Annotated in this window: 23 protein-coding genes; 9 read left to right on the top strand and 14 right to left on the bottom strand. The window is 69.6% G+C overall.

What is annotated here, in order from left to right; translation table 11 throughout:
• Positions 1-7: 7 nt before the first annotated feature.
• The 7 genes from ACFW16_RS22255 to ACFW16_RS22225 all read right to left on the bottom strand — a co-directional run bounded on the left by ACFW16_RS22255 (position 8) and on the right by ACFW16_RS22225 (position 8,172).
• Complete coding sequence (locus ACFW16_RS22255; protein ID WP_380309074.1) at positions 8-1,120, bottom strand: ABC transporter ATP-binding protein; 1,113 nt, start codon at positions 1,118-1,120, stop codon at positions 8-10.
• Positions 1,121-1,139: 19 nt separating this feature from the next.
• Complete coding sequence (locus tag ACFW16_RS22250; protein ID WP_380309072.1) at positions 1,140-2,051, bottom strand: ABC transporter permease subunit; 912 nt, start codon at positions 2,049-2,051, stop codon at positions 1,140-1,142.
• A 10-nt stretch (positions 2,052-2,061) separates the two neighbouring features.
• Positions 2,062-2,982: an oligopeptide ABC transporter permease OppB gene (gene oppB / locus ACFW16_RS22245; protein ID WP_380309070.1), complete on the bottom strand. Its 921-nt coding sequence runs from the start codon at positions 2,980-2,982 to the stop codon at positions 2,062-2,064.
• Positions 2,983-3,092: 110 nt separating this feature from the next.
• Complete coding sequence (locus tag ACFW16_RS22240; RefSeq protein ID WP_380309068.1) at positions 3,093-4,697, bottom strand: peptide ABC transporter substrate-binding protein; 1,605 nt, start codon at positions 4,695-4,697, stop codon at positions 3,093-3,095.
• A 248-nt stretch (positions 4,698-4,945) separates the two neighbouring features.
• Entirely contained in the window at positions 4,946-6,013 is a 1,068-nt protein-coding gene (locus ACFW16_RS22235; protein WP_380309066.1) for a COX15/CtaA family protein, read from the bottom strand.
• Between the two features lie 167 nt (positions 6,014-6,180).
• The gene (locus ACFW16_RS22230) at positions 6,181-7,113 is read right to left on the bottom strand and encodes a DnaJ C-terminal domain-containing protein (RefSeq protein ID WP_380309064.1); all 933 of its coding nucleotides are present in this window, start codon (positions 7,111-7,113) and stop codon (positions 6,181-6,183) included.
• Positions 7,114-7,173: 60 nt separating this feature from the next.
• Positions 7,174-8,172: a Gfo/Idh/MocA family protein gene (locus ACFW16_RS22225; protein WP_380309062.1), complete on the bottom strand. Its 999-nt coding sequence runs from the start codon at positions 8,170-8,172 to the stop codon at positions 7,174-7,176.
• 141 nt (positions 8,173-8,313) lie between these two features.
• On the opposite strand from ACFW16_RS22225, the gene ACFW16_RS22220 reads away from it, so the two are divergent.
• The 4 genes from ACFW16_RS22220 (at position 8,314) to ACFW16_RS22205 (ending at position 10,798) form a co-directional block, all read left to right on the top strand.
• Complete coding sequence (locus tag ACFW16_RS22220; RefSeq protein WP_380309060.1) at positions 8,314-9,057, top strand: SDR family oxidoreductase; 744 nt, start codon at positions 8,314-8,316, stop codon at positions 9,055-9,057.
• Between the two features lie 49 nt (positions 9,058-9,106).
• Positions 9,107-9,949 (top strand): fumarylacetoacetate hydrolase family protein, encoded by an 843-nt coding sequence (locus tag ACFW16_RS22215; RefSeq protein ID WP_380309058.1) that lies wholly within the window; start codon positions 9,107-9,109, stop codon positions 9,947-9,949.
• A gap of 154 nt (positions 9,950-10,103) precedes the next feature.
• Positions 10,104-10,472 carry a hypothetical protein gene (locus ACFW16_RS22210; protein WP_380309056.1) on the top strand — a complete coding sequence of 123 codons (369 nt, stop codon included), beginning with the start codon at positions 10,104-10,106 and terminating at the stop codon, positions 10,470-10,472.
• A 152-nt stretch (positions 10,473-10,624) separates the two neighbouring features.
• Positions 10,625-10,798, top strand: coding sequence for a hypothetical protein (locus tag ACFW16_RS22205; protein WP_380309054.1), 174 nt, complete (start codon positions 10,625-10,627; stop codon positions 10,796-10,798).
• Positions 10,799-10,805: 7 nt separating this feature from the next.
• On the opposite strand, the gene ACFW16_RS22200 is transcribed toward ACFW16_RS22205, so the two are convergent.
• Positions 10,806-11,720, bottom strand: coding sequence for a DMT family transporter (locus tag ACFW16_RS22200; RefSeq protein ID WP_380309052.1), 915 nt, complete (start codon positions 11,718-11,720; stop codon positions 10,806-10,808).
• Positions 11,717-12,481, bottom strand: a complete 765-nt coding sequence (locus tag ACFW16_RS22195; protein WP_380309050.1) for a class I SAM-dependent methyltransferase — start codon at positions 12,479-12,481, stop codon at positions 11,717-11,719. The genes ACFW16_RS22200 and ACFW16_RS22195 overlap by 4 nt, the downstream gene beginning before the upstream one ends.
• A 158-nt stretch (positions 12,482-12,639) precedes the next feature.
• On the opposite strand from ACFW16_RS22195, the gene ACFW16_RS22190 reads away from it, so the two are divergent.
• From ACFW16_RS22190 to ACFW16_RS22170, 5 genes are all read left to right on the top strand, one after another.
• Positions 12,640-13,500, top strand: a complete 861-nt coding sequence (locus tag ACFW16_RS22190; protein WP_380309048.1) for a helix-turn-helix domain-containing protein — start codon at positions 12,640-12,642, stop codon at positions 13,498-13,500.
• 19 nt (positions 13,501-13,519) lie between these two features.
• Entirely contained in the window at positions 13,520-14,218 is a 699-nt protein-coding gene (locus ACFW16_RS22185; RefSeq protein ID WP_380309046.1) for an AzlC family ABC transporter permease, read from the top strand.
• Positions 14,215-14,514 carry an AzlD family protein gene (locus ACFW16_RS22180; protein ID WP_380309044.1) on the top strand — a complete coding sequence of 100 codons (300 nt, stop codon included), beginning with the start codon at positions 14,215-14,217 and terminating at the stop codon, positions 14,512-14,514. Before ACFW16_RS22185 ends, ACFW16_RS22180 begins: the two co-directional genes overlap by 4 nt.
• Before the next feature lie 218 nt (positions 14,515-14,732).
• Positions 14,733-16,139, top strand: coding sequence for an FAD-binding oxidoreductase (locus ACFW16_RS22175; RefSeq protein WP_380309042.1), 1,407 nt, complete (start codon positions 14,733-14,735; stop codon positions 16,137-16,139).
• 54 nt (positions 16,140-16,193) lie between these two features.
• A complete protein-coding gene (locus ACFW16_RS22170; RefSeq protein ID WP_380309040.1) occupies positions 16,194-17,531 on the top strand; it encodes an MFS transporter in 1,338 nt (445 codons plus the stop codon).
• Positions 17,532-17,650: 119 nt separating this feature from the next.
• Here ACFW16_RS22170 and ACFW16_RS22165 read toward each other — a convergent pair whose 3' ends face one another.
• The 5 genes from ACFW16_RS22165 to ACFW16_RS22145 all read right to left on the bottom strand — a co-directional run bounded on the left by ACFW16_RS22165 (position 17,651) and on the right by ACFW16_RS22145 (position 23,544).
• Complete coding sequence (locus ACFW16_RS22165) at positions 17,651-17,866, bottom strand: type II toxin-antitoxin system prevent-host-death family antitoxin (RefSeq protein ID WP_380309038.1); 216 nt, start codon at positions 17,864-17,866, stop codon at positions 17,651-17,653.
• Positions 17,867-17,946: 80 nt separating this feature from the next.
• Positions 17,947-19,890 carry an acetate--CoA ligase gene (acs, locus tag ACFW16_RS22160; protein ID WP_380309036.1) on the bottom strand — a complete coding sequence of 648 codons (1,944 nt, stop codon included), beginning with the start codon at positions 19,888-19,890 and terminating at the stop codon, positions 17,947-17,949.
• A gap of 136 nt (positions 19,891-20,026) precedes the next feature.
• Positions 20,027-21,283, bottom strand: coding sequence for an LVIVD repeat-containing protein (locus tag ACFW16_RS22155; RefSeq protein WP_380309034.1), 1,257 nt, complete (start codon positions 21,281-21,283; stop codon positions 20,027-20,029).
• 46 nt (positions 21,284-21,329) lie between these two features.
• A complete protein-coding gene (locus ACFW16_RS22150; RefSeq protein WP_380309032.1) occupies positions 21,330-22,439 on the bottom strand; it encodes a substrate-binding domain-containing protein in 1,110 nt (369 codons plus the stop codon).
• A 1-nt stretch (position 22,440) separates the two neighbouring features.
• On the bottom strand, positions 22,441-23,544 hold the full coding sequence (locus ACFW16_RS22145) for an ABC transporter permease (RefSeq protein WP_380309030.1): 1,104 nt from the start codon (positions 23,542-23,544) through the stop codon (positions 22,441-22,443).
• Positions 23,545-23,705: the final 161 nt, after the last annotated feature.

Below are 23,705 nucleotides of genomic sequence, written 5' to 3'. Positions count from 1 at the left end.
GCGGGCCTCAATGACGGGTCCGGGCGGCGCGATCGGCGTCGATGACGGCGCGGTCGGCCTCGGTCAGGGGCAACTGGGCCAGGTGGCAGGCCTTGGCCCGCCGCACGTCGCCCGGCTCGTGGCCGCCGCCGCAGGGGCGCAGCACCGGCTCCTCCGCCACGCAGCGGGCATGGGCATAGCGGCAGCGCGGCTGAAAGTTGCAGCCGGGCGGCAGGTTCTGCAGGTTCGGCGGCTGGCCGCCGATCGACGGCAGCTCGGCGTGCCGGTCGGAGTTCAGCCGCGGCATGCTCTGCAGCAGCCCCTCGGTGTAGGGATGCTGCGGGGTGTAGAAGATGTCCCGCACCGACCCGGTCTCGATCACGTTGCCGGCATACATCACCATCACCCGGTCGGCGAGGCCGGCGATGACGCCGAGATCGTGGGTGATAAGCACGATCGAGGTGTTGAACTCGCGCTTCAGGTCGCGCATCAGGTCCAGGATCTGGGCCTGGACGGTGACGTCCAGCGCGGTGGTCGGCTCGTCCGCGATCAGCAGGTCGGGCTGGCACAGGAGGGCCATGGCGATCATCACGCGCTGGCGCATGCCGCCGGAGAATTCGTGCGGATACATGCCGATGCGCCGCTTCGCCTCCGGGATGCGGACCAGGTCCAGCATCTCGATCGACCGCTTCAGCGCCTGGCCCTGGGTCATCCCCTTGTGCTGCACCAGCACCTCGGTCATCTGCCGGGAGATCGGCAGGTAGGGGTTCAGCGACGTCATCGGATCCTGGAAGATCATCGACATCTTCGAGCCGCGGAAGCGGTTCAGCTTCGCCGGCGGCAGGCCCAGGATCTCCTGCCCGCGATACTGGACGCTGCCGGTGGCGCGGCCGTTCGAGGCCAGCAGCCCCATCACCGACATGAACAGCTGGCTCTTGCCCGAGCCGCTCTCGCCGACGACGCCGAGGGTCTCCCCGGCGGCGATGTCGAGCGAGATGCCGTTCACCGCGGCGACGACGCCGTCGCCGGTCTGGAAGCGGGTGACGAGGTTGCGGATCGCCAGGATGGTCTCGGCCTGGGCGGGGGCGGAGGCCACGGTGCCGGCGCTCGGGGTGGGGGTGGTCACGAGAGTAGCGGTCATTGTTCGTTGGCCTCGGGGCTCAGCGATCGCGCGGGTCGAGGGCGTCGCGCAGCCCGTCCCCGATGAAGTTGAGGCAGAACAGGGTGACGGCCAGGAACACGGCCGGGAACACCAGCATCCACCAGGCGATGGTCATGCTGCGGGCGCCTTCGGAGATCAGCACGCCCCAGCTCGTCATCGGCTCCTGCACCCCGAGGCCGAGGAAGGACAGGAAGCTCTCCAGCAGGATCACCTGCGGCACGGTCAGCGACATGTAGACGATGACGGGGCCGAGCGTGTTCGGGATCACGTGCTTGCGGATGATGCCCCAGCTCGACACGCCGCAGGCATGCGCCGCCTCGATGTACTCCTTGCGCTTGATCGACAGGGTCTGGCCCCGGACGATGCGCGCCATGTCCAGCCAGTTCACCGCGCCGATGGCGACGAAGATCAGGAAGATGTGCCGGCCGAAGAACACCATCAGCAGGATCACGAAGAACATGAACGGCAGCGAATACAGCACGTCGACGATGCGCATCATCATGCTGTCGACCCGGCCGCCCAGGAAGCCGGAGGTGGCGCCGTAGGCGACGCCGATCACCAGGCTGACCAGGGTGCCGACGATGCCGACCATCAGCGAGATCTGGCCGCCATAGAGGGTGCGGACCAGGAGGTCGCGTCCGTTGGCTTCGGTGCCGAAATAATGCGCGGCCGTGCCGTCGTCCGCGGCTGTGAAGCTCGGCGGCGCTGTGAAGGCGGTATAGTCGACCTCGTCCAGCCCCCACGGCAGCAGATACGGCCCGACGATGCAGGCGATGGCGATCAGGGCCAGCACCGCCACGCTGGCGATGGCGGCCTTGTTGCCGCGCAGGCGCCGCCAGGCGTCCTGCCACAGGCTGCGGCCCTTGATCGGCTGGGCGGCGGGAAGGGTCCCGATGGTGGCGTCGGTCATCGCCGCATCCTCAATCGTAGCGCACGCGCGGGTCGAGCGCGCCGTACAGCAGGTCGACCATGAGATTGAACAGGATGATCAGCACGGCAAAGAAGATCACCGTGCCCATCACCAGCGTGTAGTCGCGGTTCAGCGAGGCCTGCACGAAGTAACGGCCGATGCCGGGAATGCCGAAGATCTGCTCGATCACGACCGAGCCGGTGATGATGCCGGCGGTGGCGGGGCCGAGATAGGAGACGACGGGCAGCAGCCCGGCCTTCAGCGTGTGGCGGACGATGGTGATCCGCTCCGGCAAGCCCTTGGCGCGGGCGGTGCGGATGAAGTTCGAGCGCAGCACCTCGATCATGCTGGCCCGGGTCAGCCGCGCGATATAGGCGGTGGGCGGCAGCGACAGCGCCACGATCGGCAGGATGAAGGAGGTCCAGCCGCCGGCGATGCCGCCCGCGGGCAGGATCCGCCAGGTCACGGCGAAAATCAGGATCAGCAGCGGCGCGACGACGAAATTCGGGATGGTGATGCCGACCATGGCGATCGCCATGGTGCCGTAATCGCCCGGCGTGTTCTGCTTCAGCGCGGCGATAGTGCCGAACAGGATGCCGAAGAAGGACGCGATCACGATCGCGATCAGGCCGAGCTGCAGCGAATAGGGAAAGCCCTGATAGATCAGGTCGTTGACCGAATAGTCCTTGTATTTGAACGACGGCCCGAAATCGCCCTGCAGGACGTTGCCCATATAGCGGCCGAACTGCATGTAGAGCGGCTCGTCGAGATGATAGGCCTTCTCCAGGTTCCGCTTGATCTCGATCGGCAGAGGCCGGTCGTTGGCGAAGGGGCCGCCCGGCGCCAGCCGGATCATGAAGAACGCGATCGCGATGATCACGAGGATGGTCGGGATGGCGCCGAGGATGCGGCGCACGGTATAGGTCAGCATCGTTTCAAATCCCTGCCCCCGCCCGAATGCCGGACATGTCGTGGGGGTGAAAAGGGCGATGCCCGCCCACCGGCGCGAACCGGAAGGCGGGCATCGTCACGGAACCGGTCTTACCGCTCGACGGACAGCCAGCGCGACAGGTGGTAGTCCTGCACGTTGTCCTGCCAGCCCTTCACGGCCGGCGAGACGGCATGCTTGGTGGTGTAGAAGTAGATCGGGATGATCGGCAGATCCTGGATCATCATCTTCTCGGCTTCGACCATCAGCTCGCCGCGCTTGCCGAGGTCGGTCTCGAGACCGGCCTTCTTCATCAGCTCGTCGAACTTCGGATTGTCGTACTCCGAGGTGTTCTGCTCGCCGATGTACTGGGTCTCCAGCTCCAGGAAGTTGTTGGCGTCGTTGTAGTCGCCGATCCAGCCGTGGCGGGCGATGTCCGGGAACTGCTTCTTGTCGCGCGTCTCCTGGAAGGTGCCCCATTCCTGGTTCTGCAGGGTGACGTCGACGCCCAGCGTCTTCTTCCACATCGCGGCGATGGCGACCGCCACCTTCTTGTGGTTCTCGCTGGTGTTGTAGGTGATCTCCAGCTTCAGCGGCTTGTCCGGGCCGTAGCCGGCCTTGGCGAACAGCTCCTTGGCCTGGGCGTCGCGCTCGGCCTGGGTCATCTTCGCCACGTCGGGCTCGAAGCCCGGATAGTTGTCGGTGCCCGGCGGCACGAAGCTGTAGGCCGGCAGCTGGTCGGCCTGGGTCACATGCTTGATCAGCGTGTCGCGGTCGATCGCCAGATACAGGGCGCGCCGCAGGTCGGCGTTGCTCTTCCACGGCTCCTTGGTGAGGTTGTACGCGTAGAAGTAGGTGCCGAAATACGGCGTGATGTGGATCTGGTCCCCGATCTCTTTCTTCAGGGTCGGGATCTGCTGGCTCGGCAGCTCATAGGTCATGTCGAGCTCGCCGGCCTTGAAGCGCTGCAGCTCGGCGTCGATGTCCTCGGTCGGGTAGAACATGACCGTGTCGATCTTGACGTTGGCGGCGTCCCAGTAATACGGGTTCTTGACCACCTTGACATAGCCCTGCGGCACCGCCTCGGCCAGCATGTAGGCGCCGTTCGAGACCATGTTGCCCGGCTTGACGAAGTCGTCGCCGAACTTCTCGTAATTGGCCTTGCTGATCGGGTGGGTCGAGTGGTGCAGCAGCGACGACGCGAAGTACGGGGTCGGCGCCACCAGCTTGATCTCAAGGGTGTGGTCGTCGATCGCCTTGACGCCCATGTCCTCGAGCGTCTTGCCGTTCTTGCCCTCGCGGATGTCGCGGGCGTTGACGACCTGGTCGAGGAAGTAGCCATAGTCGCTGGCCGTCTTCGGGTCGATCAGCCGGCGCATCGAGAACACCCAGTCGTCGGCGGTCACCGGGGTGCCGTCCGACCACTTCGCGTTCTGGCGCAGCTTGAAGGTGTAAGTCAGGCCGTCGTCGGAAATGGTGTAGCTCTCGGCCTGGCCGGGAACCGGCTCGCCCTTGGCGTCGGCCATCAGAAGGCCCTCGTAGAGGTCCATCTGGATGAAGGATTCGGGCACGCCCGAGGATTTGTGAACGTCCAGCGTCTCCGGCTCGGAGCCGTTGCCGCGGTTGAGCACCATCTCGGCCAGGGCCACGCTCGAAACGCCGCCCAAAAGGACGGCGGCGAGCAGCCCGCGCGCCAGGATCTTGGTGAAACTGTGCATGTGTTCGCCCCTACTGTTTCCGGTTTCCCGGTCACTGGTTTGTTTGCAAGGCACGCCCCAACGGGCGCGCTCTCGTCCGTCTCCCACCAGCGAGGAGTGATGGCGTGGACGGTATCGTTTCGACCGCATTTGAGCAATCGAATTCGCGGGTCTGCTATGAATCCGGCGCGGGTTTCAAGCCTTGCAAAAGTCGCAAAAAGGAAAGTTTCGAATCGGCGTCGTGCTTGTTCTTTACTTTCTTCTTGGCCTCATCTGAGCCGCGATTCCGAAACCGGCCGGGTGACGAAACGAAGCGCGAGCAGGAAGGCGAGCAGCAGCAGGGCCCCCGCCTGATGCATCGCCCCCAGCCAGACCGGCACCTGCGCCAGCAGGGTGGAGATGCCGAGGCCGACCTGGACCGCCACCATCAGGCCGGCCAGGTGGCCCCAGCCGACCACCGGCGTACGGGTGCAGCGGACGGCCAGGGCCAGCACCACGAGCGACGTGCCGATCGCCAGCCAGCGATGGGTGAACTGCACCAGGGCGGTGTTGTCGAACCAGTTCAGCCAGGCCGGGATGATGCTGAAGGATTCCGGCGGCGGCAGCAGCCGCCCGTCCATCAGCGGAAAGGTGTTGTAGACTTGGCCGGCGTCGAGCCCGGCGACGAAGGCGCCCCAGCACATGGTGACGGCGACGCAGCCGATGGCGACCGACGTGTGCCGGCGCAGCGACCGCGCCCCGGCGAAGCCGCCCAGCCGCGGCAGCGCCAGCCCGTAGGCGGTCCACAGGATCAGGGCGTACAGCAGGACCGCCAGGCCGAGATGCGCGGCCAGGCGGTAATGGCTGACCGAGGGGCGGTCGACCAGGCCGCTCATCACCATGAACCAGCCCAGCGCCCCCTGCAGCCCGCCGAGGACCAGGAGGCCGAGCAGGCGCAGCCGCAGGCCGCGGTCCAGCCCGCCGCGCCACCAGAACCAGGCCAGGCCGGCGGCGAAGACCAGACCGATCAGCCGGCCCCACAGCCGGTGCAGCCATTCCCAGAAGAAGATCTGCTGGAATGCCTCCAGCGACATGCCGGTGTTCTTGTAGAGATATTCCGGCGTCGCCTTGTAGGCGGCGAAGGCGTCCTGCCAGGCCTGGTCCGACAGCGGCGGCAACGCGCCCTTGATCGGTGCCCATTCGACGATCGACAGGCCGCTCTCGGTCAGCCGCGTGACGGCGCCGATCACCGCCATGGCGAAGACCATGGCGGCGCAGAGGAACAGCCACAGCGCGATCGGGCGCGTGGGGGAGGCGACGGCAGGGCGCAGGGCCGCGGCGGCGGGGGCGGAGTGCATGAATCGGCTTATCGCGCCGGCCCGCGACGGCGTCAAATCTGCTTTTGTCGCAGGGATGTGATCACGTTGTAGGTTGGGTTCGCCCTGGCGAACCCAACACCGGTTCGGCGGCGCGATGTTGGGTTCGCGGACGCGAACCCAACCTACGGCACATCTGTGCCGAAACCTTACCGCACCTTGCCCTTGCGCGGGTCGTAGGGGTGGCGGGCGCCCCAGTCCTCGACGAAGCGGGCCAGCTCAGGATCGGCCGGATCCGGCAGGGTGACGGCGAGCCGGACATACTGGTCGCCGCGGCCGCCGCTGGTCGGGCTGCGCACGCCCTTGCCCTTCAGCCGCAGCACCGCGCCGCTGTTCGACCCCTTGGGGATGGTCAGCATCACCGGGCCCAGCAGCGTCGGCACCTCGACCCGGCCGCCCAGCACCGCCTCCTGCAGCGACACCGGCAGGGTCATGCGGATGTCGCTGCCGTCGCGCTCCAGCACCGGGTCGGGGATGATCCGGACCTCGATCAGCGCATCGCCGGGAGCGCCGCGGGGGCCGCGCTCGCCCTGGCCGCGCAGGCGGATGGTCTGGCCGTCGGTCAGCCCGACCGGCAGGGTGACCTTGAGCGACCGGCCATCGGCCAGCGTCACCGTGGTCTCGCCGCCCTCGACCGCGAGGCGGAACTCGGCCCGCAGCGTATAGCTGATGTCGCGGCCCTTGGCGGTGCCGGCTCGGGCTCCCCCCCGTCCGAACATGCCGCGCAGGATGTCGTCGATGTCGCCGGGATCGGTGAAGGCATCGTAGTTGTCGTAGCGCTGGTAGCGCGTGCCGCCGGCGCCGCTTCCGGCCCCCGCTCCGGCCCAGCCGCCGCCGGGCCGGCGGGCATAGCCGCGCTCGGTGCCGTTGGCGTCGATCTCGCCGGCGTCGAAGCGGCGGCGCTTCTCGGCGTCGCTCAAGAGGTCATAGGCGCTCGACACCGCCTTGAACCGCTCCTCGGCGCGGGCGTCGCCGTGGTTCAGGTCGGGGTGATGCTTCTTGGCGAGCTTGCGATAGGCCCGCCGGATCTCGTCCTCGCTGGCGGTGCGGGGCACGCCCAGCACGGCATACGGGTCATCCATGGCTCGGATCTCGGGAGATAAGTCCTTGATCCGGATAGATGATGTCGTGCCGCCTCGGTTTCAACGCGCCCCCTCTGCCCCTTGCGTCCCGTCAATCTGCGGCGCGTCGCCGTCCTGGAAGCGCCGGCGCCAGTCGGCCAGCTGATGCGTGATGTCCAGCGCCGCGGCCAGCGCCGCCCGGCCTTCCGGCCCGCTGACCGCCGGCGGACGGCCGTTGCCGACGCTGTCGAGGAAGCTCTGGATCTCCAGCTTCAGCGGGTCGCCGGTCTCGAACTGCTGCTCCTCCTGGTACAGCTCCGGCTGGCCGTCGCGGCCGCGGGTCTTGCGGATGAAGGTCAGCTTGGCCTCGCTCAGGTCGACCATGATGTAGCCGTCCTGCTGGAAGATCCGCATGGTGCGGTGGCGCTTCCAGCTGACCCGGCTGGCGGTCACCGTGGCGGTGCAGCCATTGGCGAATTGCAGCCGGGCGTTGACGATGTCGTCGGCCTCGCTCAGCACCGGCGCGCCGACGGCGTCGATCCGGTCGACCGGCGACCCCACGATCTTCAGCACCAGGTCGATGTCGTGGATCATCATGTCGAGCACGACATTGACGTCGGTGCCGCGCGGCTTGAAGGCGGAGATGCGCTGGCATTCGATGTAGCGCGGCCGGTCCAGGATCTTGGCCAAGCCCTGCACCACCGGGTTGAAGCGCTCCAGATGGCCGACCTGCAGCACCAGCTTGCGGTCGGCGGCCAGGCGGGTCAGCGCGTCGGCCTCCTCCAGCGTGTTGCTGATCGGCTTCTCGATCAGCACGTGGATCCCGGCCTCCAGGCAGGTGCGCGCGGTGTCGAAATGGGCATTGGTCGGCGTGGCGACGCTGACCGCGTCGACCTGGCCGATCAGCTCGGACAGGTCGGTCACCGCCCGGGCGCCGAGCTTGGCCGCCAGCGCCTCGGCCCGGCCGAGGTCGGTGTCGCAGACCGCGACCAGCTCGGCCTCGGGCAGCTCGGCATGCTTGGCGGCGTGCAGGCTGCCGAAATAGCCCGCCCCGATCACCGCGGTCCGGGTCCGCTTCATGACAACTCCACGCTCGTCACAATGATCCTCCGCCTTCCTAACGCTGTTGCCTACGCTTTGACCAGCGGTGATACGCTTCCGCTTGACGGGCGCGCCGCTCGGGGCGAGGAATACGTCCGACTTAACAAGCGGGTTGCGACAATGGCTGGCAGGCTGGCGGGCAAGACGGCGGTGCTGACCGCGGCGGGGCAGGGGATCGGCCGGGCGGTGGCGCTGGCCTTCGCCCGCGAAGGGGCGACGGTCCATGCCACCGACATCAACCAGGCCGCGCTCGACGCGCTGGCGGCCGAGGCTCCCGGCATCACGGTCAGCCGGCTCGACGTGCTCAGCCATGATGCGATCAAGGCCTATGCGGCCGAGCGCGGCGCCGTCGACGTGCTGTTCAACTGCGCCGGCTTCGTCCATGCCGGCACCATCCTCGACTGCGAGGAGAAGGACTGGGACTTCTCCTTCGACCTCAATGTCCGGTCGGCCTATCACATGTGCCGCGCCTTCCTGCCGGCGATGATCGGGGCCGGCGGCGGCGCCATCGTCAACGTCGCCTCGGTCTGCTCCTCGATCAAGGGCCTGCCGAACCGCTTCGTCTACGGCGCCACCAAGGCCGCCGTCCTCGGCCTGACCAAGTCGATCGCCGCCGATTTCGTCGGCCAGGGCGTCCGCTGCAACGCCATCTGCCCGGGCACGGTGGAGACGCCGAGCCTGCACGACCGGATGGCGGCGCAGGGCGATGTCGAGAAGGCGCGCGCCGCCTTCGTGGCGCGGCAGCCGATGGGCCGCCTCGGCACCGCCGAGGAGATCGCGTCGCTGGCGATCTACCTGGCCTCGGACGAGGCCTCCTACCTCACCGGCCAGGCGATCAACGTCGACGGCGGCATCACCATCTGACCGCGGCTCCGAGCCGCCCAACACCCGCGTTCCTAGGGAGAGAACATCGATGAAGCTGTTGCGCTACGGCCCCGCGGGGCAGGAGAAGCCGGGCCTGCTCGACGCCGAGGGCCGGATCCGCGACCTGTCGGGCGTCGTGCCCGACATCTCCGGCGACGCGCTGACCCCGGCCGGCATCGCCCGGCTGAAGGGCCTCGACCCGTCCTCGCTGCCGGTCGTTCCCGGCAATCCGCGGCTCGGCGCCTGCGTCGCCGGCACCGGCAAATTCATCTGCATCGGCCTGAACTACTCCGACCACGCCGCCGAGACCGGCGCCACCGTGCCGCCGGAGCCGATCATCTTCATGAAGGCCACCAGCGCCATCGTCGGTCCGAACGACGATGTCGAGATCCCGCGCGCCAGCGAGAAGACCGACTGGGAGGTCGAGCTCGGCATCGTCATCGGCAAGCCGGCGAAATACGTGTCCGAGGCCGACGCGATGAGCCATGTCGCCGGCTTCTGCGTCATCAACGACGTGTCCGAGCGCGCCTTCCAGACCGAGCGCCACGGCCAGTGGACCAAGGGCAAGAGCTGCGACACCTTCGGCCCGACCGGCCCCTGGCTGGTGACGCCGGACGAGGTCGGCGACTACGACAACCTGCATATGTGGCTGGAGGTGGACGGCCACCGCTACCAGAACGGCTCGACCAGGACGATGGTCTACAAGACGCCGTTCCTGGTCAGCTATCTCAGCCAGTTCATGGGGCTGCGCACCGGCGACATCATCTCCACCGGCACCCCCCCGGGCGTCGGCATGGGGCAGAAGCCGCCGAAGTACCTGAAGGCCGGGCAGACCATCCGCCTCGGCATCGAAAAGCTGGGCGAGCAGGCCCAGAAGACGGTCCAGGCCTGACGACGCCGGCACGGGCGCCGTCCGGCGCCCGTGCCGCCCATCCCATTAAATCGCGGTAAATTGCCTTGCCGCCGGCGACGGCGTAGCACCATCTGTCCGTGTGATTGGGGACACGCCCGCTTCGGCGTGCCGCGTTCAGACAGATGGTGTGACCATGCTGAAGCTGTTCCGCATCACCCCGCGCCGTGCCACGCTGATGGCGGCGCTCGGCGCCGCCCTGGCCCTGCCGCTGATGGTCTCCACCCCGGCCGAGGCCTGGTGGCGCGGCGGCTGGGGTTGGCATCCCGGCGTGAGCATCGGCATCGGCGTGCCGGTCGGGCCGCCGGTGGTGTATGCGCCGCCGCCTCCGGTCTATTACCGGCCGCCGCCGGTCTACTACGGGCCCCCGCCGGTGGTCTATGCGGCCCCGCCGCCCGTCGTCTACGCGCCGCCCCCGCGCGTGGTCTATGCCGCGCCGCCGGCCCGGATCTGGGTGCCCGGCTACTGGAGCCGGGGCGCCTGGATCGAGGGCCACTGGCGCTGAGCTGACCCCCGCCCGGCGCGAGGCCGATTTTCTCCGCGTCGGCTGTGCCCCCGGTCACAGCACCGGCTCACCGACTTCGCCATAGTCATGGATGCGCCTCGGTCGGATGTCCGGCCGGGGCGTTGCGCTGGAATGAAGCGCGGAGCTGAAACATGAGCCTCATCGGAATGACCGGCCTCGAGCCGGACGATTCGATGGCGCAGAGCGAAGGATGGGGGACGGAAGCCCGGTCCGCCCGGGTGTCCTGGTCCGAGGTCGCGGTCGCCTGGGTGGCCGTACCCGTTGTGCTCGGCGCCGTCACGGCGGTCATCGCCCTGTTGTCTTAGCCTCCGGTCAGCGTCGCGGCAGCGTCAGCAGCCCGACGCCGCCCAGCACCAGAAGCGCCCCCACCACCTGCAGCCCGGTCAATGCCTCATCCATCCCGGCCCAGGCCAGGAGGATGGTCGAGACGGGCCCGAGCGCGCCCAGCAGCGCCGCCCGCGCCGCGCCGATCCGCTTCAGCGCCTCGCTGGTCGCCCAGACCGGCAGCACCGTGCCGATCACCGCGATCCAGGCGGCGATGCCCAGCACCTTGCCGGACACCAGCAGGTGGTCGGCCGGGCGCAGCACGAAGAATTGGGCGATGCAGGCGACGCAGGCCGCCATCATGGCGATGGCGGTGAACCGGGTGCTGCCGATCCGGGGCACGGTGTTGGCGCCCCCGACCAGATAGGCGGCATAAGCGAGGGCGCTGAGCAGGATCAGCCCGGCGCCGCCCAGCCGGGCCGCGTCGAAGCTGGCCGCCGCGGCGTCCAGCACCAGGAACAGCCCGGCATAGGCGACGGCCAGGCACAGGATCTCCCGCCGCTGCGGCCGCCGGCCGAGCACCACGGCCGACAGCGCCAGCACGAAGGTCGGGTACAGGAACAGGATGATCCGGCCCAGCCCGGCCGGCACCGTGCGCAGCCCCAGGAAGTCGCAATAGCTGGCGATCCAGTAGCCGAGCAGCCCCAGCGCCACGGTGCGCAAGAGGTCGCCCGGCGCCAGCGGCCCCGCGGCGCGGCGCCGGGCCCAGGCCCACATCGCCACGAAGAAGGGCAGGGACAGGCCCATGCGCAGCGCCAGCAGCGTCTCGGCATCGACCCCCTCGGCATAGCCCAGCCGGATCAGCACCGGCCGGGTGGAGAAGGCGAGCACGCCGAGGATCGCCAGCAGGTAGCCGATCGCCTCGCCGCGCCGGCCGCCTTCGGCCTTTGCCACGGCCGTCATGATGTCAGCGTCGCGGCGAAGCGCAGCCGGACGTAGTCGGCGCTCCAGTTCCCGGACCGGTCGCGCAGGCTGGGTGCCAGCAGCGCCTCGACCTCGTCCAGGATCTCGGCCCGCGCCGCGCCGCCGATGCCGTCCAGCAGCGGATTGGCGAAGGTGTCGAGCCAGCCGCGCATGCCGGTGGGCAGCGGCGTCGGCCGCGGCACCAGGCCGATCGTGTCGACCCGGAAGCTCTGTGCCTCCAGCTTCGCCGCGTATTCGGCCGGGGTGGGGAAGAACCACGGCATCCGGGCGGCCCCGTCCAGGCCGTGGGCGTTCAGCGCCGCGACCAGGGCGGTCACGATCGCCGCGACATTGCCGTGGCCGCCGAACTCGCCGACGAAGCGCCCGCCCGGCTTCAGCGCCCGCCGGACGCCGGCGATCACGGCGTCGGGTTGCCGCATCCAGTGCAGCGCGGCATTGCTGAACACGGCGTCGAACTCGGCCGCGAAGGCCAGGGCCTGGCCGTCGGCGATGCGGGCGTCGAGGCCCAGGGCGCGCGCAGCGGCCACCAGCTCGGCCGAGGCGTCGGCCCCGACCACCTCGGCGCCGGCCGCGGCCAGCCTGGCGGTCAGGGCGCCGTCGCCGCAGCCGAGATCGAGGATGCGCTCGCCCGGCTGCGGCGCCAGCAGCTCGAGCACCGGCTGGCCCAGATCGGCGACGAAGCGCGCGTTGCGGGCATAGCCCTCGGCGCTCCAGGACTGCGCTTCCTTGATCGTGCTCATGGCGGTCGTTCCCTGTTGTACCGGCAGACTATCGCGCCGGGGGGCATCCTCCGGCCAATGCCCGATGGGTGTATCGGTCGTGACGGCGCAAAGCGGAGCTGTTCCGCCATGCCGATTTTCTACAAGACGGCGCCGGCCCCGGCCCTATGATCGGCCCGATGGACAGCATCACGCAGGAACAGGCGGTGGCGGCCGAGCCGCTCGCGCAGGGCGAGCGGTCGCGGTTCTTCACGGCGTCGGGCTTCGACGGGCTGGAATGCCTTGAAGCGACGTTCCGCACCCATCGCTATGCCCTGCACATGCACGAGACCTACGCCATCGGCGGCATCTTCGCCGGCTGCGAGACCTTCCTGGCCCGCGGTGAGCAGCGCTATGGCGGCCCTGGCGACCTCGCCCTGGTCAATCCGGAGGACGCGCATGACGGCGAGCCCTATGGCGGCGGCTACCGCTACCGCATGACCTATCCCTCGGTCGCGCTGATGCGGCGCCTGGCGTCGGAGATCGCCGGCCGGCCGGTGACCGAGACCCCGTTCTTCCCACAGCCGGCGGTGCACGACCCCGACACCGTGGCCCTGTTCGCCGAGGCCTTCGCCGCCCAGGCCCGGGGCGACGCCCTGGCGATGGACGAGCTGCTGCTGCGCGCCTATGGAAGCTGCCTGATCCGCCACGCCGCGTTCCGCCCGGCCGAGACGGCGTCGGATTCCAGCCGGATCGCCCGGGTGACCCGGCTGATGCGCGACCGCTACGCCGAGGAGCTGTCGCTCGACGATTTCGCGGCCGAGGCCGGGCTGTCGCGCCACCACCTGATCCGGGCCTTCCGGCGCGAGCTGCGGATGACGCCGCACGCCTATCTGCTGAGCCTGCGCGTCCAGGCCGCCCGGCGCCGGCTGCGGGCGGGCGAGGCGCCGGCCGAGGTCGCGGCCGCCACCGGCTTCTGCGACCAGGCCCATCTGACCCATGCCTTCAAGGCGCGGCTGGGCGTCGCCCCCGGCGCCTACCGGGCCGGCCTCAACCTCTGATCCCAGCATCGGCTTCCGCATGACCCGAGACCTCCGGCGCGATGCCCTGGACGGCATCCGCGACATCCTCCCGCCCGCCATCGCCGCGATCCCGATCGGCCTGCTCTGCGGCGCGCTCGGCGCCGCCAAGGGGCTGTCGCCGGCCGAGATGGCGCTGATGTGCGCCCTGGTCTTCGCCGGCGGCGCGCAGTTCGCGGCGATCGACCTGTGGTCCTGGCCGGTGCCGGTGGCGACGCTGGTGGTGTCGACCCTGCTGATCAACTCCCGCCACATCCTGATGAGCCTGTCGCTGGCCCGCCGCACCGGCCACTTCACCTGGGGCCAGCGCCTGCTGGGCTATGCGGTGCTGGCCGACGAGAACTGGGCGATGGCGGAGCGGCGGGCCGCGGGGCGCGCGCTGACGCCGGCCTATTTCCTGGGGATGGGCGGCTTCTTCTACCTGAACTGGCTGGTCTGGGGAACGCTCGGCGCCGTGATCGGCGCGGCGATCGGCGATCCGGCCCGGATCGGCGCCGACTTCGCCTTCACCGCCCTGTTCATCGGCCTGGTCGTCGGCTTCTGGCGCGGCCATCGCAGCACCTTCACCATCGCCGCCAGCCTGGTCACCGCCGCCCTGGTCTACCACCTGGCCGGCCCGCCCTGGCATGTCGCGGCCGGCGCCCTGGCCGGCATCGCCGCCGCCTGGCTGGCCGCGGAGCCCGAGGAGGTGCCGGCATGAGCATCGATCCGACCACCCTGGCCGCCATCCTCGGCATGGCGGCCGTCACCTACCTGACCCGGATCTCCGGCCTGTTCCTGGCCGGGCGGCTGCGGCTGCAGGGTCGGCTGAAGGCGGCGTTCGACGCGGCGCCGCCGGCGGTGCTGACCGCGGTCATCGCGCCGATGGTGCTGGCCACCGGCTGGCCCGAGACCGCGGCGGCGCTGGTCACCGCGGTCGCCGCCACCCGCCTGCCTCTGCTCGCCACCATCCTGGTCGGGGTGGCGGCGGTGGTGGCGCTGCGCGCCTTCGGCTGACGGCTTTCCTTCTCCCCCTCTCGTTGCCTGGTCGCCGCGCCGACTGGCGTGACGCTCGGACGTGCCCGAACGATTTGTCCGACATTCAGCATTGCCTCACTAACATGTCAGATGATATGTCTGACATGAGGCTGTGGATTTGGTGCCCGGAATAGGCATCGCATCCCGGCGAGGCGAAGCCTGGACGGTCAGGTCCGGGCGCGAGGGAGGACAGCTTGGTGCAAGAGGCAGCGACCCAGATCCCGGACGCCCTCATCCCGTCCCTGACCGCCGCGCTCGGCGCCGCTTCGGTCCTCGCCGGCCCCGACATCCCGGCCCGCAACGAATCCGACTGGAGCACGCTCGGCCCCCTGCGGCCGCTGGTGGTGGTCCGCCCCGCCGACACCGCGGGCGTGGCCGCGGCGATGCGGATCTGCGCCGAGCACGGCGTGCCGGTGGTGCCGCAGGGCGGGCTGACCGGGCTGTGCGGCGGCGCCCGGCCGGTGGCGGGCTCGGTCGCCCTGTCGCTGGAGCGCATGACCGGGGTGGAGGAGATCGACACCGCCTCGGCCACCATGACGGTGCGGGCCGGCACGCCGCTGCAGGCGGTGCAGCAGGCGGCGGACGAGGCCGGCTTCTTCATCCCGCTCGACCTCGGCGCCCGCGGCTCCTGCGCCATCGGCGGCAACCTCTCGACCAATGCTGGCGGCAACCGGGTGATCCGCTACGGCATGGCGCGCGAGATGGTGCTGGGGATCGAGGTGGTGCTGCCGGGCGGCGAGGTGGTCACCAGCCTCAACAAGATGCTCAAGAACAACGCCGGCTACGACCTGAAGCACCTGTTCATCGGCAGCGAAGGCACGCTCGGCGTGATCACCCGGGCGGTGCTGCGCCTGTTCCCGAAGCCGGGCTGCACCATGGCCGCGCTGTGCGGCCTGTCGAGCTACGAGCACACGGTGAAGCTGCTGAACGCGGCCCGGCGCGGGCTGGGGCCGCTGCTGTCGGCCTTCGAGGTGATGTGGCCGGACTATTGGGACGTGGTCACGACGCGGGTGCCGGGCCTGCGCAGCCCGATCTCCGGCGGCCATGCCGGCTACGTGCTGGTCGAGGCGCAGGGCACCGACGAGGCGGTGGACGGCCCGCGCTTCCAGGCCTGGCTCGAGCGCCAGGCCGAGGAGGGCGTGATCGCCGACGCGGCGGTGGCGCAGTCGATCAGCGACATCCGCGCCTTCTGGGGCGTGCGCGACGCTGCGGCCGAGTTCAAGCAGGTGCTGGGCCCGCACGAATCCTTCGATATCGGCCTGCCGGTGGCGAGGATGGACGACTACGTCCAGGCCTGCCGCACGGCGTTGGAGCAGCGCCTGCCCGGCATCTTCGCGCTGTTCTACGGCCATATCGGCGACGGCAACCTGCACATCGTCGCCGGCGTCCCCGGCGCCGAGCCGCAGCCGAAGCAGGAGATCGTCGAGACCGTCTACGCCATGGTCCGCGAATTCGGCGGGACGGTGTCGGCCGAGCACGGCATCGGCCTGACCAAGAAGCCGTACCTGCCCTATGTGCGCAGCGAGGCGGAGCTGGCGCTGATGCGCCGGCTGAAGGACGCGCTGGACCCGCGCGGGCTGCTCAACCCCGGCAAGGTCCTGTAGCCCCGTCGCCCGGACCGGCCCGGGCGAAACCAAAACAGCCGAGAGGGAGCCAAGATGACGACGACACCACCAGCGGCCTCGGAGGAGGCCGTGCTGGATCGTGCGATCCGGCGGGCGACGTGGCGGCTCGTGCCGTTCCTGATCCTGATGTACATGATGGCCTATCTGGACCGGGCCAATATCGGCTTCGCCAAGGAGGCCTATCAGGCCACGACCGGCCTCAGCGACGCGGTCTTCGCCTTCGCCGCCGGCATCTTCTTCCTGACCTATGCCGCCTTCGAGGTACCCAGCAACCTGATCCTGCACCGGGTCGGGGCGCGGGTCTGGATGGCGCGGATCATGGTGACCTGGGGGCTGGTGGCGGCGGCCATGGCCTTCGCCCATGGCGAGACCTCCTTCTCGGTGATCCGGCTGCTGCTCGGCGCGGCCGAGGCCGGCTTCTTTCCCGGCGCGATCCTGTTCATGACCTACTGGTTCCCGGCCAGGGCGCGCGGCCGGGTGATGGGGCTGTTCTATTTCGGCTCGCCGCTGGCGCTGATGCTCGGCGGCCCGATCTCCGGCGTGCTGCTTGACCTCGACGGGCTGTTCGGCCTGCATGGCTGGCAGCTGATGTTCCTGATCGAGGGGCTGCTCGCCTCCCTGGTCGGCATATGGGCCTATTTCTACCTCACCGACCGCCCGTCCGAGGCGCGCTGGATGCCGGCCGACGAGCGCGAGGCGCTGGGCCGGGCGATCGCGGCGGAGGAGCGGGAGAAGCAGGCGGCCGGCCGCGTCGGCTTCCGCGCGGTGCTGACCGACCCCAGGCTGCTGCACTTCGCGGCGATCTACTTCCTGATCCAGATCAGCGGCTACGGCGTCGCCTTCTACCTGCCGACCCAGGTCGGCGCCCTCCTGGGCATGAAGGTCGGCCTCCTGGTCGGCCTGGTCTCGGCGATTCCCTGGGCCTGCGCCATCGTGGCGGCGACGGTCTGGCCCGGGCTGGCGGTGCGCACCGGCTATCGCCGCAGCTTCGCCTTCGTCTCGCTGCTGGGCATCGCGGCCGGGCTCGTGATCTCGGCCAACGCCCCGCCGGCGATCGCGATCGCGGCCCTGTGCCTGACGACGATGGGGATCATCACCTCGCAGCCGATCTTCTGGACCTTCCCGACCGGCTATTTCGGCGGGGCGGCGGCCGCGGGCGGGATCGCCGCGATCAACGCGATCGGCAATCTCGGCGGCTTCTTCGCCCCGAACGTGAAGACCGCGGTGGAGGAGGGGTTCCAGTCCACCGCCGCCGGGCTCTACGTGCTGGCCGCTGCCGGCCTTGCCGCGGCGCTGCTGGTGACGCTGCTCCGCCCCGGCGCCGGCCCGCGGGCGGACGTCAAGCTGCGCGAGGCGCCGGCCCGGGCCTGACCGGGTTCAAAGAGGCGTCCAAAACCGTTATCGCGAGGAGGCGAAGCCGACGTGGCGATCCAGGGGGCGGTGCCGCTGGATCGCCACGCCCCTTCGGGGCTCGCGATGACGATAATAGGTCAATCGCGTGGGGGCAGCTCTATCTCGGTCCCGGACGGCGCGTGCTCAATCAGCCAGCGGCCGAGATGCTGCTCGTCGGCTCTCGCCAACGCCTTGAAAGCCTCGGCGGAGATGACGACGCAGGGCTCTCGCGTTCCGATCACCTGCGGCTCGCCAGCCCTGGCGCGCCGCAGAATCTCGGACAGCTGGTTCTTGGCATCCCGGACGGTCCACATGGCGGTCTCCGGACACGGGCGATCAAGACAATAGACTATGCCCGCCCCAGGCCTCATGGCGAGCCGGAGACTGTGAGCGCCTACCCCCGGTTCATCCGGTTGTCGACCAGGTCGGTCACCACCGCCGGGTCGGCCAGAGTCGAGGTGTCGCCCAGCGCCTCGTGCTCGTTCGCGGCGATCTTGCGCAGGATGCGGCGCATGATCTTGCCGGAGCGGGTCTTCGGCAGGCCCGGCGCCCACTGGATCAGGTCCGGCGTCGCGATCGGGCCGATCTGCTTGCGCACCCACTGCGCCAGCTCGCGCCTAAGCTCCTCGGTCGGCTGCTCGCCGGCGATCAGGGTGACATAGGCGTAGATGCCCTGGCCCTTGATGTCGTGCGGATAGCCGACCACCGCGGCCTCGGCCACCTTCGGGTGGGCGACCAAGGCGCTCTCGACCTCGGCGGTGCCCATGCGGTGGCCGGAGACGTTGAGCACGTCGTCGACCCGCCCGGTGATCCAGTAATAGCCGTCCTCGTCGCGGCGGCAGCCGTCGCCGGTGAAGTACAGGCCCTTGAAGGTCGAGAAATAGGTCTGCACGAAGCGCTCGTGGTCGCCGAACACCGTGCGCATCTGGCCGGGCCAGCTGTCGGCGATGCAGAGATTGCCCTCGGCCGCGCCGTCCAGCGGCTTGCCGTCGCCGTCGACGATCAGCGGCTTGACCCCGAAGAAGGGCAGGGTGGCGGAGCCGGGCTTCTGGGCGATGGCGCCGGGCAAGGGCGTGATCAGGATGCCGCCGGTCTCGGTCTGCCACCAGGTGTCGACGATCGGGCAGCGGCCGTCGCCGACCACGCGGTGGTACCACAGCCAGGCCTCAGGGTTGATCGGTTCGCCGACCGAACCGAGCAGGCGCAGCGAGGCGCGGCTGGTCTTTTTCACCGGTCCTTCGCCGTCGCGCATCAGGGCGCGGATCGCGGTCGGGGCGGTGTAGAAGATGTTGACCTTGTGCTTGTCCACCACCTGCCAGAAGCGCGAGGTGTCCGGATAGTTCGGCACGCCCTCGAACATCAGCGTGGTGGCGCCGTTCGCCAGCGGCCCGTACAGGATGTAGCTGTGGCCGGTGACCCAGCCGACATCGGCGGTGCACCAGTAGATGTCCCCGTCATGGTAGTCGAAGACGTACTGGTGCGTCATCGCGGCATAGACCAGATAGCCGCCGGTGGTGTGCAGCACCCCCTTCGGCTTGCCGGTCGAGCCGGAGGTGTAGAGGATGAACAGCGGGTCCTCGGCGCCCATCTCCTCGGCCGGGCAGTCGGCGGAAACCCGGGCGGCGGCCTCGTGCAGCCAGATGTCGCGGCCCTCGGTCCAGCCGACCTTGCCGCCGGTGCGGCGCACGACGACGACGCTGTCGACGTCCGGGCAGCTCTTCAGCGCCTCGTCGGCATTGGCCTTCAGCGCCACCGCGCGGCCGCCGCGCAGCCCTTCGTCGGCGGTGATCAGCACGGTCGAGCGGCAGTCGAGGATGCGGTCCTTCAGGCTGTCGGGCGAGAAGCCGCCGAACACCACGGAATGGACGGCGCCGATCCGGGCGCAGGCCAGCAGGGCATAGGCCGCCTCCGGGATCATCGGCAGGTAGATGGTGACCCGGTCGCCCTTCTTGACGCCGCGGGCCTTCAGGACGTTGGCCAGGCGGCACACCTGCTCGTGCAGCTCGCGATAGCTGATGTGGCGGCTGTCCTTCGGGTCGTCGCCTTCCCAGATGATCGCGGTCTGGTCGGCCCGCTTGGCCAGGTGCCGGTCGATGCAGTTATAGGCGGCGTTCAGCGTGCCGTCCTCGAACCAGCGGATATGGACGTCGCCGTCGAAGCTGGTGTTCTTGACCTTGGTGAAGGGCTTGATCCAGTCGACCCGCTTGCCGTGCTCGGCCCAGAAGGCCTCGGGATCCTGGACGGAGCGCTCGTACATCGCCCTGTACTTGGCCTCGTCCACCCAGGCGCGCTTGGCCCAGTCGTCGGACACGGGAAAAAGGCTGGCATCGGTGCTCATGGGGTCTCCCCGATCGATCTTTTCTCTCCGCGCCGGCCGGGTGGGCGCGCCCCGGCCGGACGATCCCGCATTCATAGCAAGATGACCCCGCCCATGGCCACGGGTTGATCGCGGAGAGACGCAGCGACGCGGCCGCTCAGCCGGTGTATTCCATGATCGACAGGCCGCCATTGTAGTCGTTGGCGTAGACCAGCCCCTGGGCGTCGACGAAGATGTCGCAGGACTGGATCACCCGGGCCCGGTTCGGCCGGTGGTCGACCAGCCGGGTCGGCGTGGCCGGCACCAGGGCCGCGGTCTCGACCGGGCGGAACGGGTCGCGGATGTCGTGCACCCGGATTCCGGCATTCTGCCAGGTGGAGAAGATCAGCTCGGAGCTGACGAAGCTGCCGGGCCGGTTCTCGTGCACATTGTGCGGCCCGAAATGCCCGCCCTTGGCGGCGTAGTCGGCCTCGTCCGGCTGCGGGAAGGTGGAGATGCTGATGGGATTCGCCGGCTCGCGGATGTCGAACATCCAGATGTGCTTGACCCCGTCCTCCTGGTGGTCGAGCACCGCCTCGTCCAGCACCACCAGCAGGTCGCGGTCGGGCAGGGGCAGGCAGTTGTGGGTGCCGCCGCCGAAGGGCGGGCTCCAGTTGCGGTGCACGATCGGCTTCGGGGCGGCGCGGTCGGCCACGTCGATCATCACCAGCCCGGCGTCGCGCCAGGCGGCATAGGCGGTGTCGCCATGGATGATCGGGTGGTGCAGGCCGTAGCGGCGCTGCGCCGGCCAGTCCGGCGTCTCGCCCGCCGCCAGGTTCATGCCGGGCAGCCAGTATCGGCCGGCGGCGCGCGGCCTGGTCGGGTCGCTCATGTCGACGGTCATGAAGATGTAGTCGGTGAAGCCGTCGAGCAGGGCGGAGACATAGGCCCAGCGGCCGCCGGTGTACCAGATCCGATGCACGCCGCCGCCGTCGACCGGCATGAAGCCGATCTGCCGCGGCTCCGCCGGCCTGGAGATGTCGTAGACGGCCATCCCGGCGGTCCAGTTGCGCTCGGCCGGCTGCGTCGTCGCCGCGGTGCCGACCTTCTCGCCCAGCGCGCCCTTGTAATAGGCGCGCTCGTCCTGGAACTCCGCCGCCGCGAACATGTCCTTGGCGTTGATCACCAGCAGCAGGTCGTCATGGGTCTGCAGGTGGATGTTCCAGGTGCCGGGCGGCGCCGGCACATAGGCCACGGCCTTGGGGTCGCGCGGGTCGCGCACGTCGATGACGCTGAATCCCTTGGAGAACATGTGCCCGGTATAGGCGTGGCCGCGATGGATCATCAGCTGCACGCCGTCCGGGCGGCCGCCCTGGTCGCTGTGGCCGATCAGCGTCAGATTCCGGGCATGGTCGGGGGTCGGGAGGTCGCTCATTGGCTCTGCCCTGGTTGTGAGGAAGGGGGCGCAGGGCGCCCCCGGGTCAGTTGACGCCCCAGATCTTCTTGTAGGCGTCGCGGTAGCCGTTCTCCGGGTCGTAGACATTGTCCGGCCCGCCATCGAACTTGATGTTGGCCGGGGTGAAGAGGTGCGCCGGCGCGACATAGAAGCTGGGCTTCTCGCCGGCGAAGGCGCGGTTCAGCTCGTCGACCAGCTGCCAGCCGTGCAGGCGCAGCGGCTCGGCCACGGTGCCGACCTGGTACTGGTCGGCGCGGATGCGCTGGAACGCCACCTCGCTGCCGTCGCCGGCCGAGACGTTGTGCGGCACGCCGTCGCCGCCGATGCCGGCCGAGGCCAGCGACGGCGCCATGAAGTCGAAATACAGGTCGTTGATGCCCAGCGCGTAGGTCCATTCGTCACCGAAGCGCTGCAGCAGCGCCGTGGTCAGCGGCCCCATCCGGGTGCCGGTGTCGCTCAGCGGCGTGTCCTCGACCGACAGCACCTTGCAGCCGGGGCAGCCGCGGATCACCTCGGCCATGGCGTCCGACTTGGCGATGGCGATGCGGTAGACCGAGTCGGTGAAGATCACGACGCCGGCCTTGCCGTCGGAATCGGCGATGGCGTAGGAGGCGGCGGCCCGCGCCACCTCCAGCGGGTCGGTGGTGATGTTGGTGAACACCGGCAGCGTGTCGCTCGGCCCCGGCTTGGCGAAGGAATGCCAGCCGACGATGACGATCTTCTGCTTCGCCGCATCCTCGATCGGGGCCGCCTGCTCGGCGGCGTCCAGCGCGCCCAGCACGATCGCGTCCGGCTTCAGCGCGATCGCCTGGTTCATCGCGGCGGACCGGCCGGAGACGGTGCCCTGGCCGTCGATCACGCGGAAGTCCCAGCCGGCCAGCTTCGCCGCCTCGTCCATGCCCTCGGCGACGCCGCGGGCGCCGCCGTTGCGCTGGTCGGCCGAGACATAGACCACGGTCTTGCCGGACTGCAGCTTCGGCCCGCTGGTCGGCCCGTCCCAGGGCGGGTTGGGTTTGGTCACCTTCTCGATCACCGCCTTGGCCGCGGCCACGGCGTCCTGCGCCGCCGCCGGAAGGGGGGCCGCCATCAGGGCCGTGAGCAGAAGGGCCGATGCCGATACCGAACGCCACGCCATCTCAGATCCTCCCTGGTTCGCCTGGTTGTCCGGCCGCCGTCGTGGGGCCGGTTGTGGTCGATGCTTCGGCATCGTCAGGACGCCGGCGGCGGGCCAGGCCGCGCTTGCGCTGGGCATAGCCGGCCAGGCCGATCGCCAGCAGCAGGGTCAGGCCGTTGAACAGCGGCTCGACATAGAAGGCGCCGCCCAGCTGCTGGATGCCGGAGATGCCGACCGCCAGGATGGCGACGCCGATCAGCGTGCCCCAGACATTGACCCGGCCGGGCTTGATCGTGGTGGAGCCGAGGAAGGCGCCGACCAGGGCGGGCAACAGGAACTCGAGCCCGACCGAGGCCTGGCCGATCCTGAGCTTCGCCGCCAGCACGATGCCGGCGAGGGCGCCGAGCAGGCCGGAGGCGACGAAGGCGCCGATGACGTAGCGCCGGGTCGGGATGCCGTTCAGCTCGGCCGCCCGCGGATTGGCGCCGATGGCGTAGAGGCAGCGTCCGACCGGCAGGAACTCCGCCGCGATCCACAGCATCAGCCCCACCGCCAGGACATAGAAGGCGGCGATCGGGATGCCGAAGACCTGCAGCGTGTACAGCGCCAGGAAGCCGTTCGGCAGCACGCCGATGACCTGGCGGCCCTCGGTGTACCAGAGGGCGATGGCGTACAGCACCGTGCCGGTGCCCAGCGTGGCGATGAAGCTGTCGATCCGCGCGATCTCGACCAGCAGGCCGTTGACGAGGCCGAGGGCGCAGCCGAGCAGCAGCACGACGACCACGGCCACGCCCCAGTCGAGGCCGAGCTGGGTCTGCAGCGCGATCGCCACGATGTGCCACAGCACGATGCCGTAGCCGACGGTCAGGTCGATCCGCCCCGCCATCATCGGAATCATCGCGGCCAGGGACAGCAGCGCGATCACCGACTTGTCGCCCAGGATCGAGCGCAGGTTCAGCATGGTCGGGAAGGTGCGCGGCAGCAGCAGCGAGAAGACCAGGATCAGGAGCACGGTCAGGATCGGCAGGCCGTAGACCGGCAGCAGCCGCACCGCCCGCTGTGCCGGGTTGAGCGCGGCGAGCTCCAGCCGCGTCGGCTCCAGGGCGTTCGACTTGATCGACTGCATGCGGGTCGGCCCTTCCTGTCAGCGGTGCTTGGTGTGGGGCGGTCGCTTCCGCGGGGCGGGAGAGGTCGGAGGGGTGGGAGAGATTGGACCTCCGCCAGAAACCAAATGAGTCCCCCCTCCCCTCGCGGGAGGGGGATAGGGGGAGGGGGGTTTCGCCGCCA

The organism is Inquilinus sp. NPDC058860 (assembly GCF_042743185.1).
In the GTDB taxonomy this organism is placed as follows: Bacteria; Pseudomonadota; Alphaproteobacteria; order DSM-16000; family Inquilinaceae; genus Inquilinus.
Note: the sequence above shows the minus strand (reverse complement) of the source record. Positions and strands in the feature narration are given on the sequence as shown.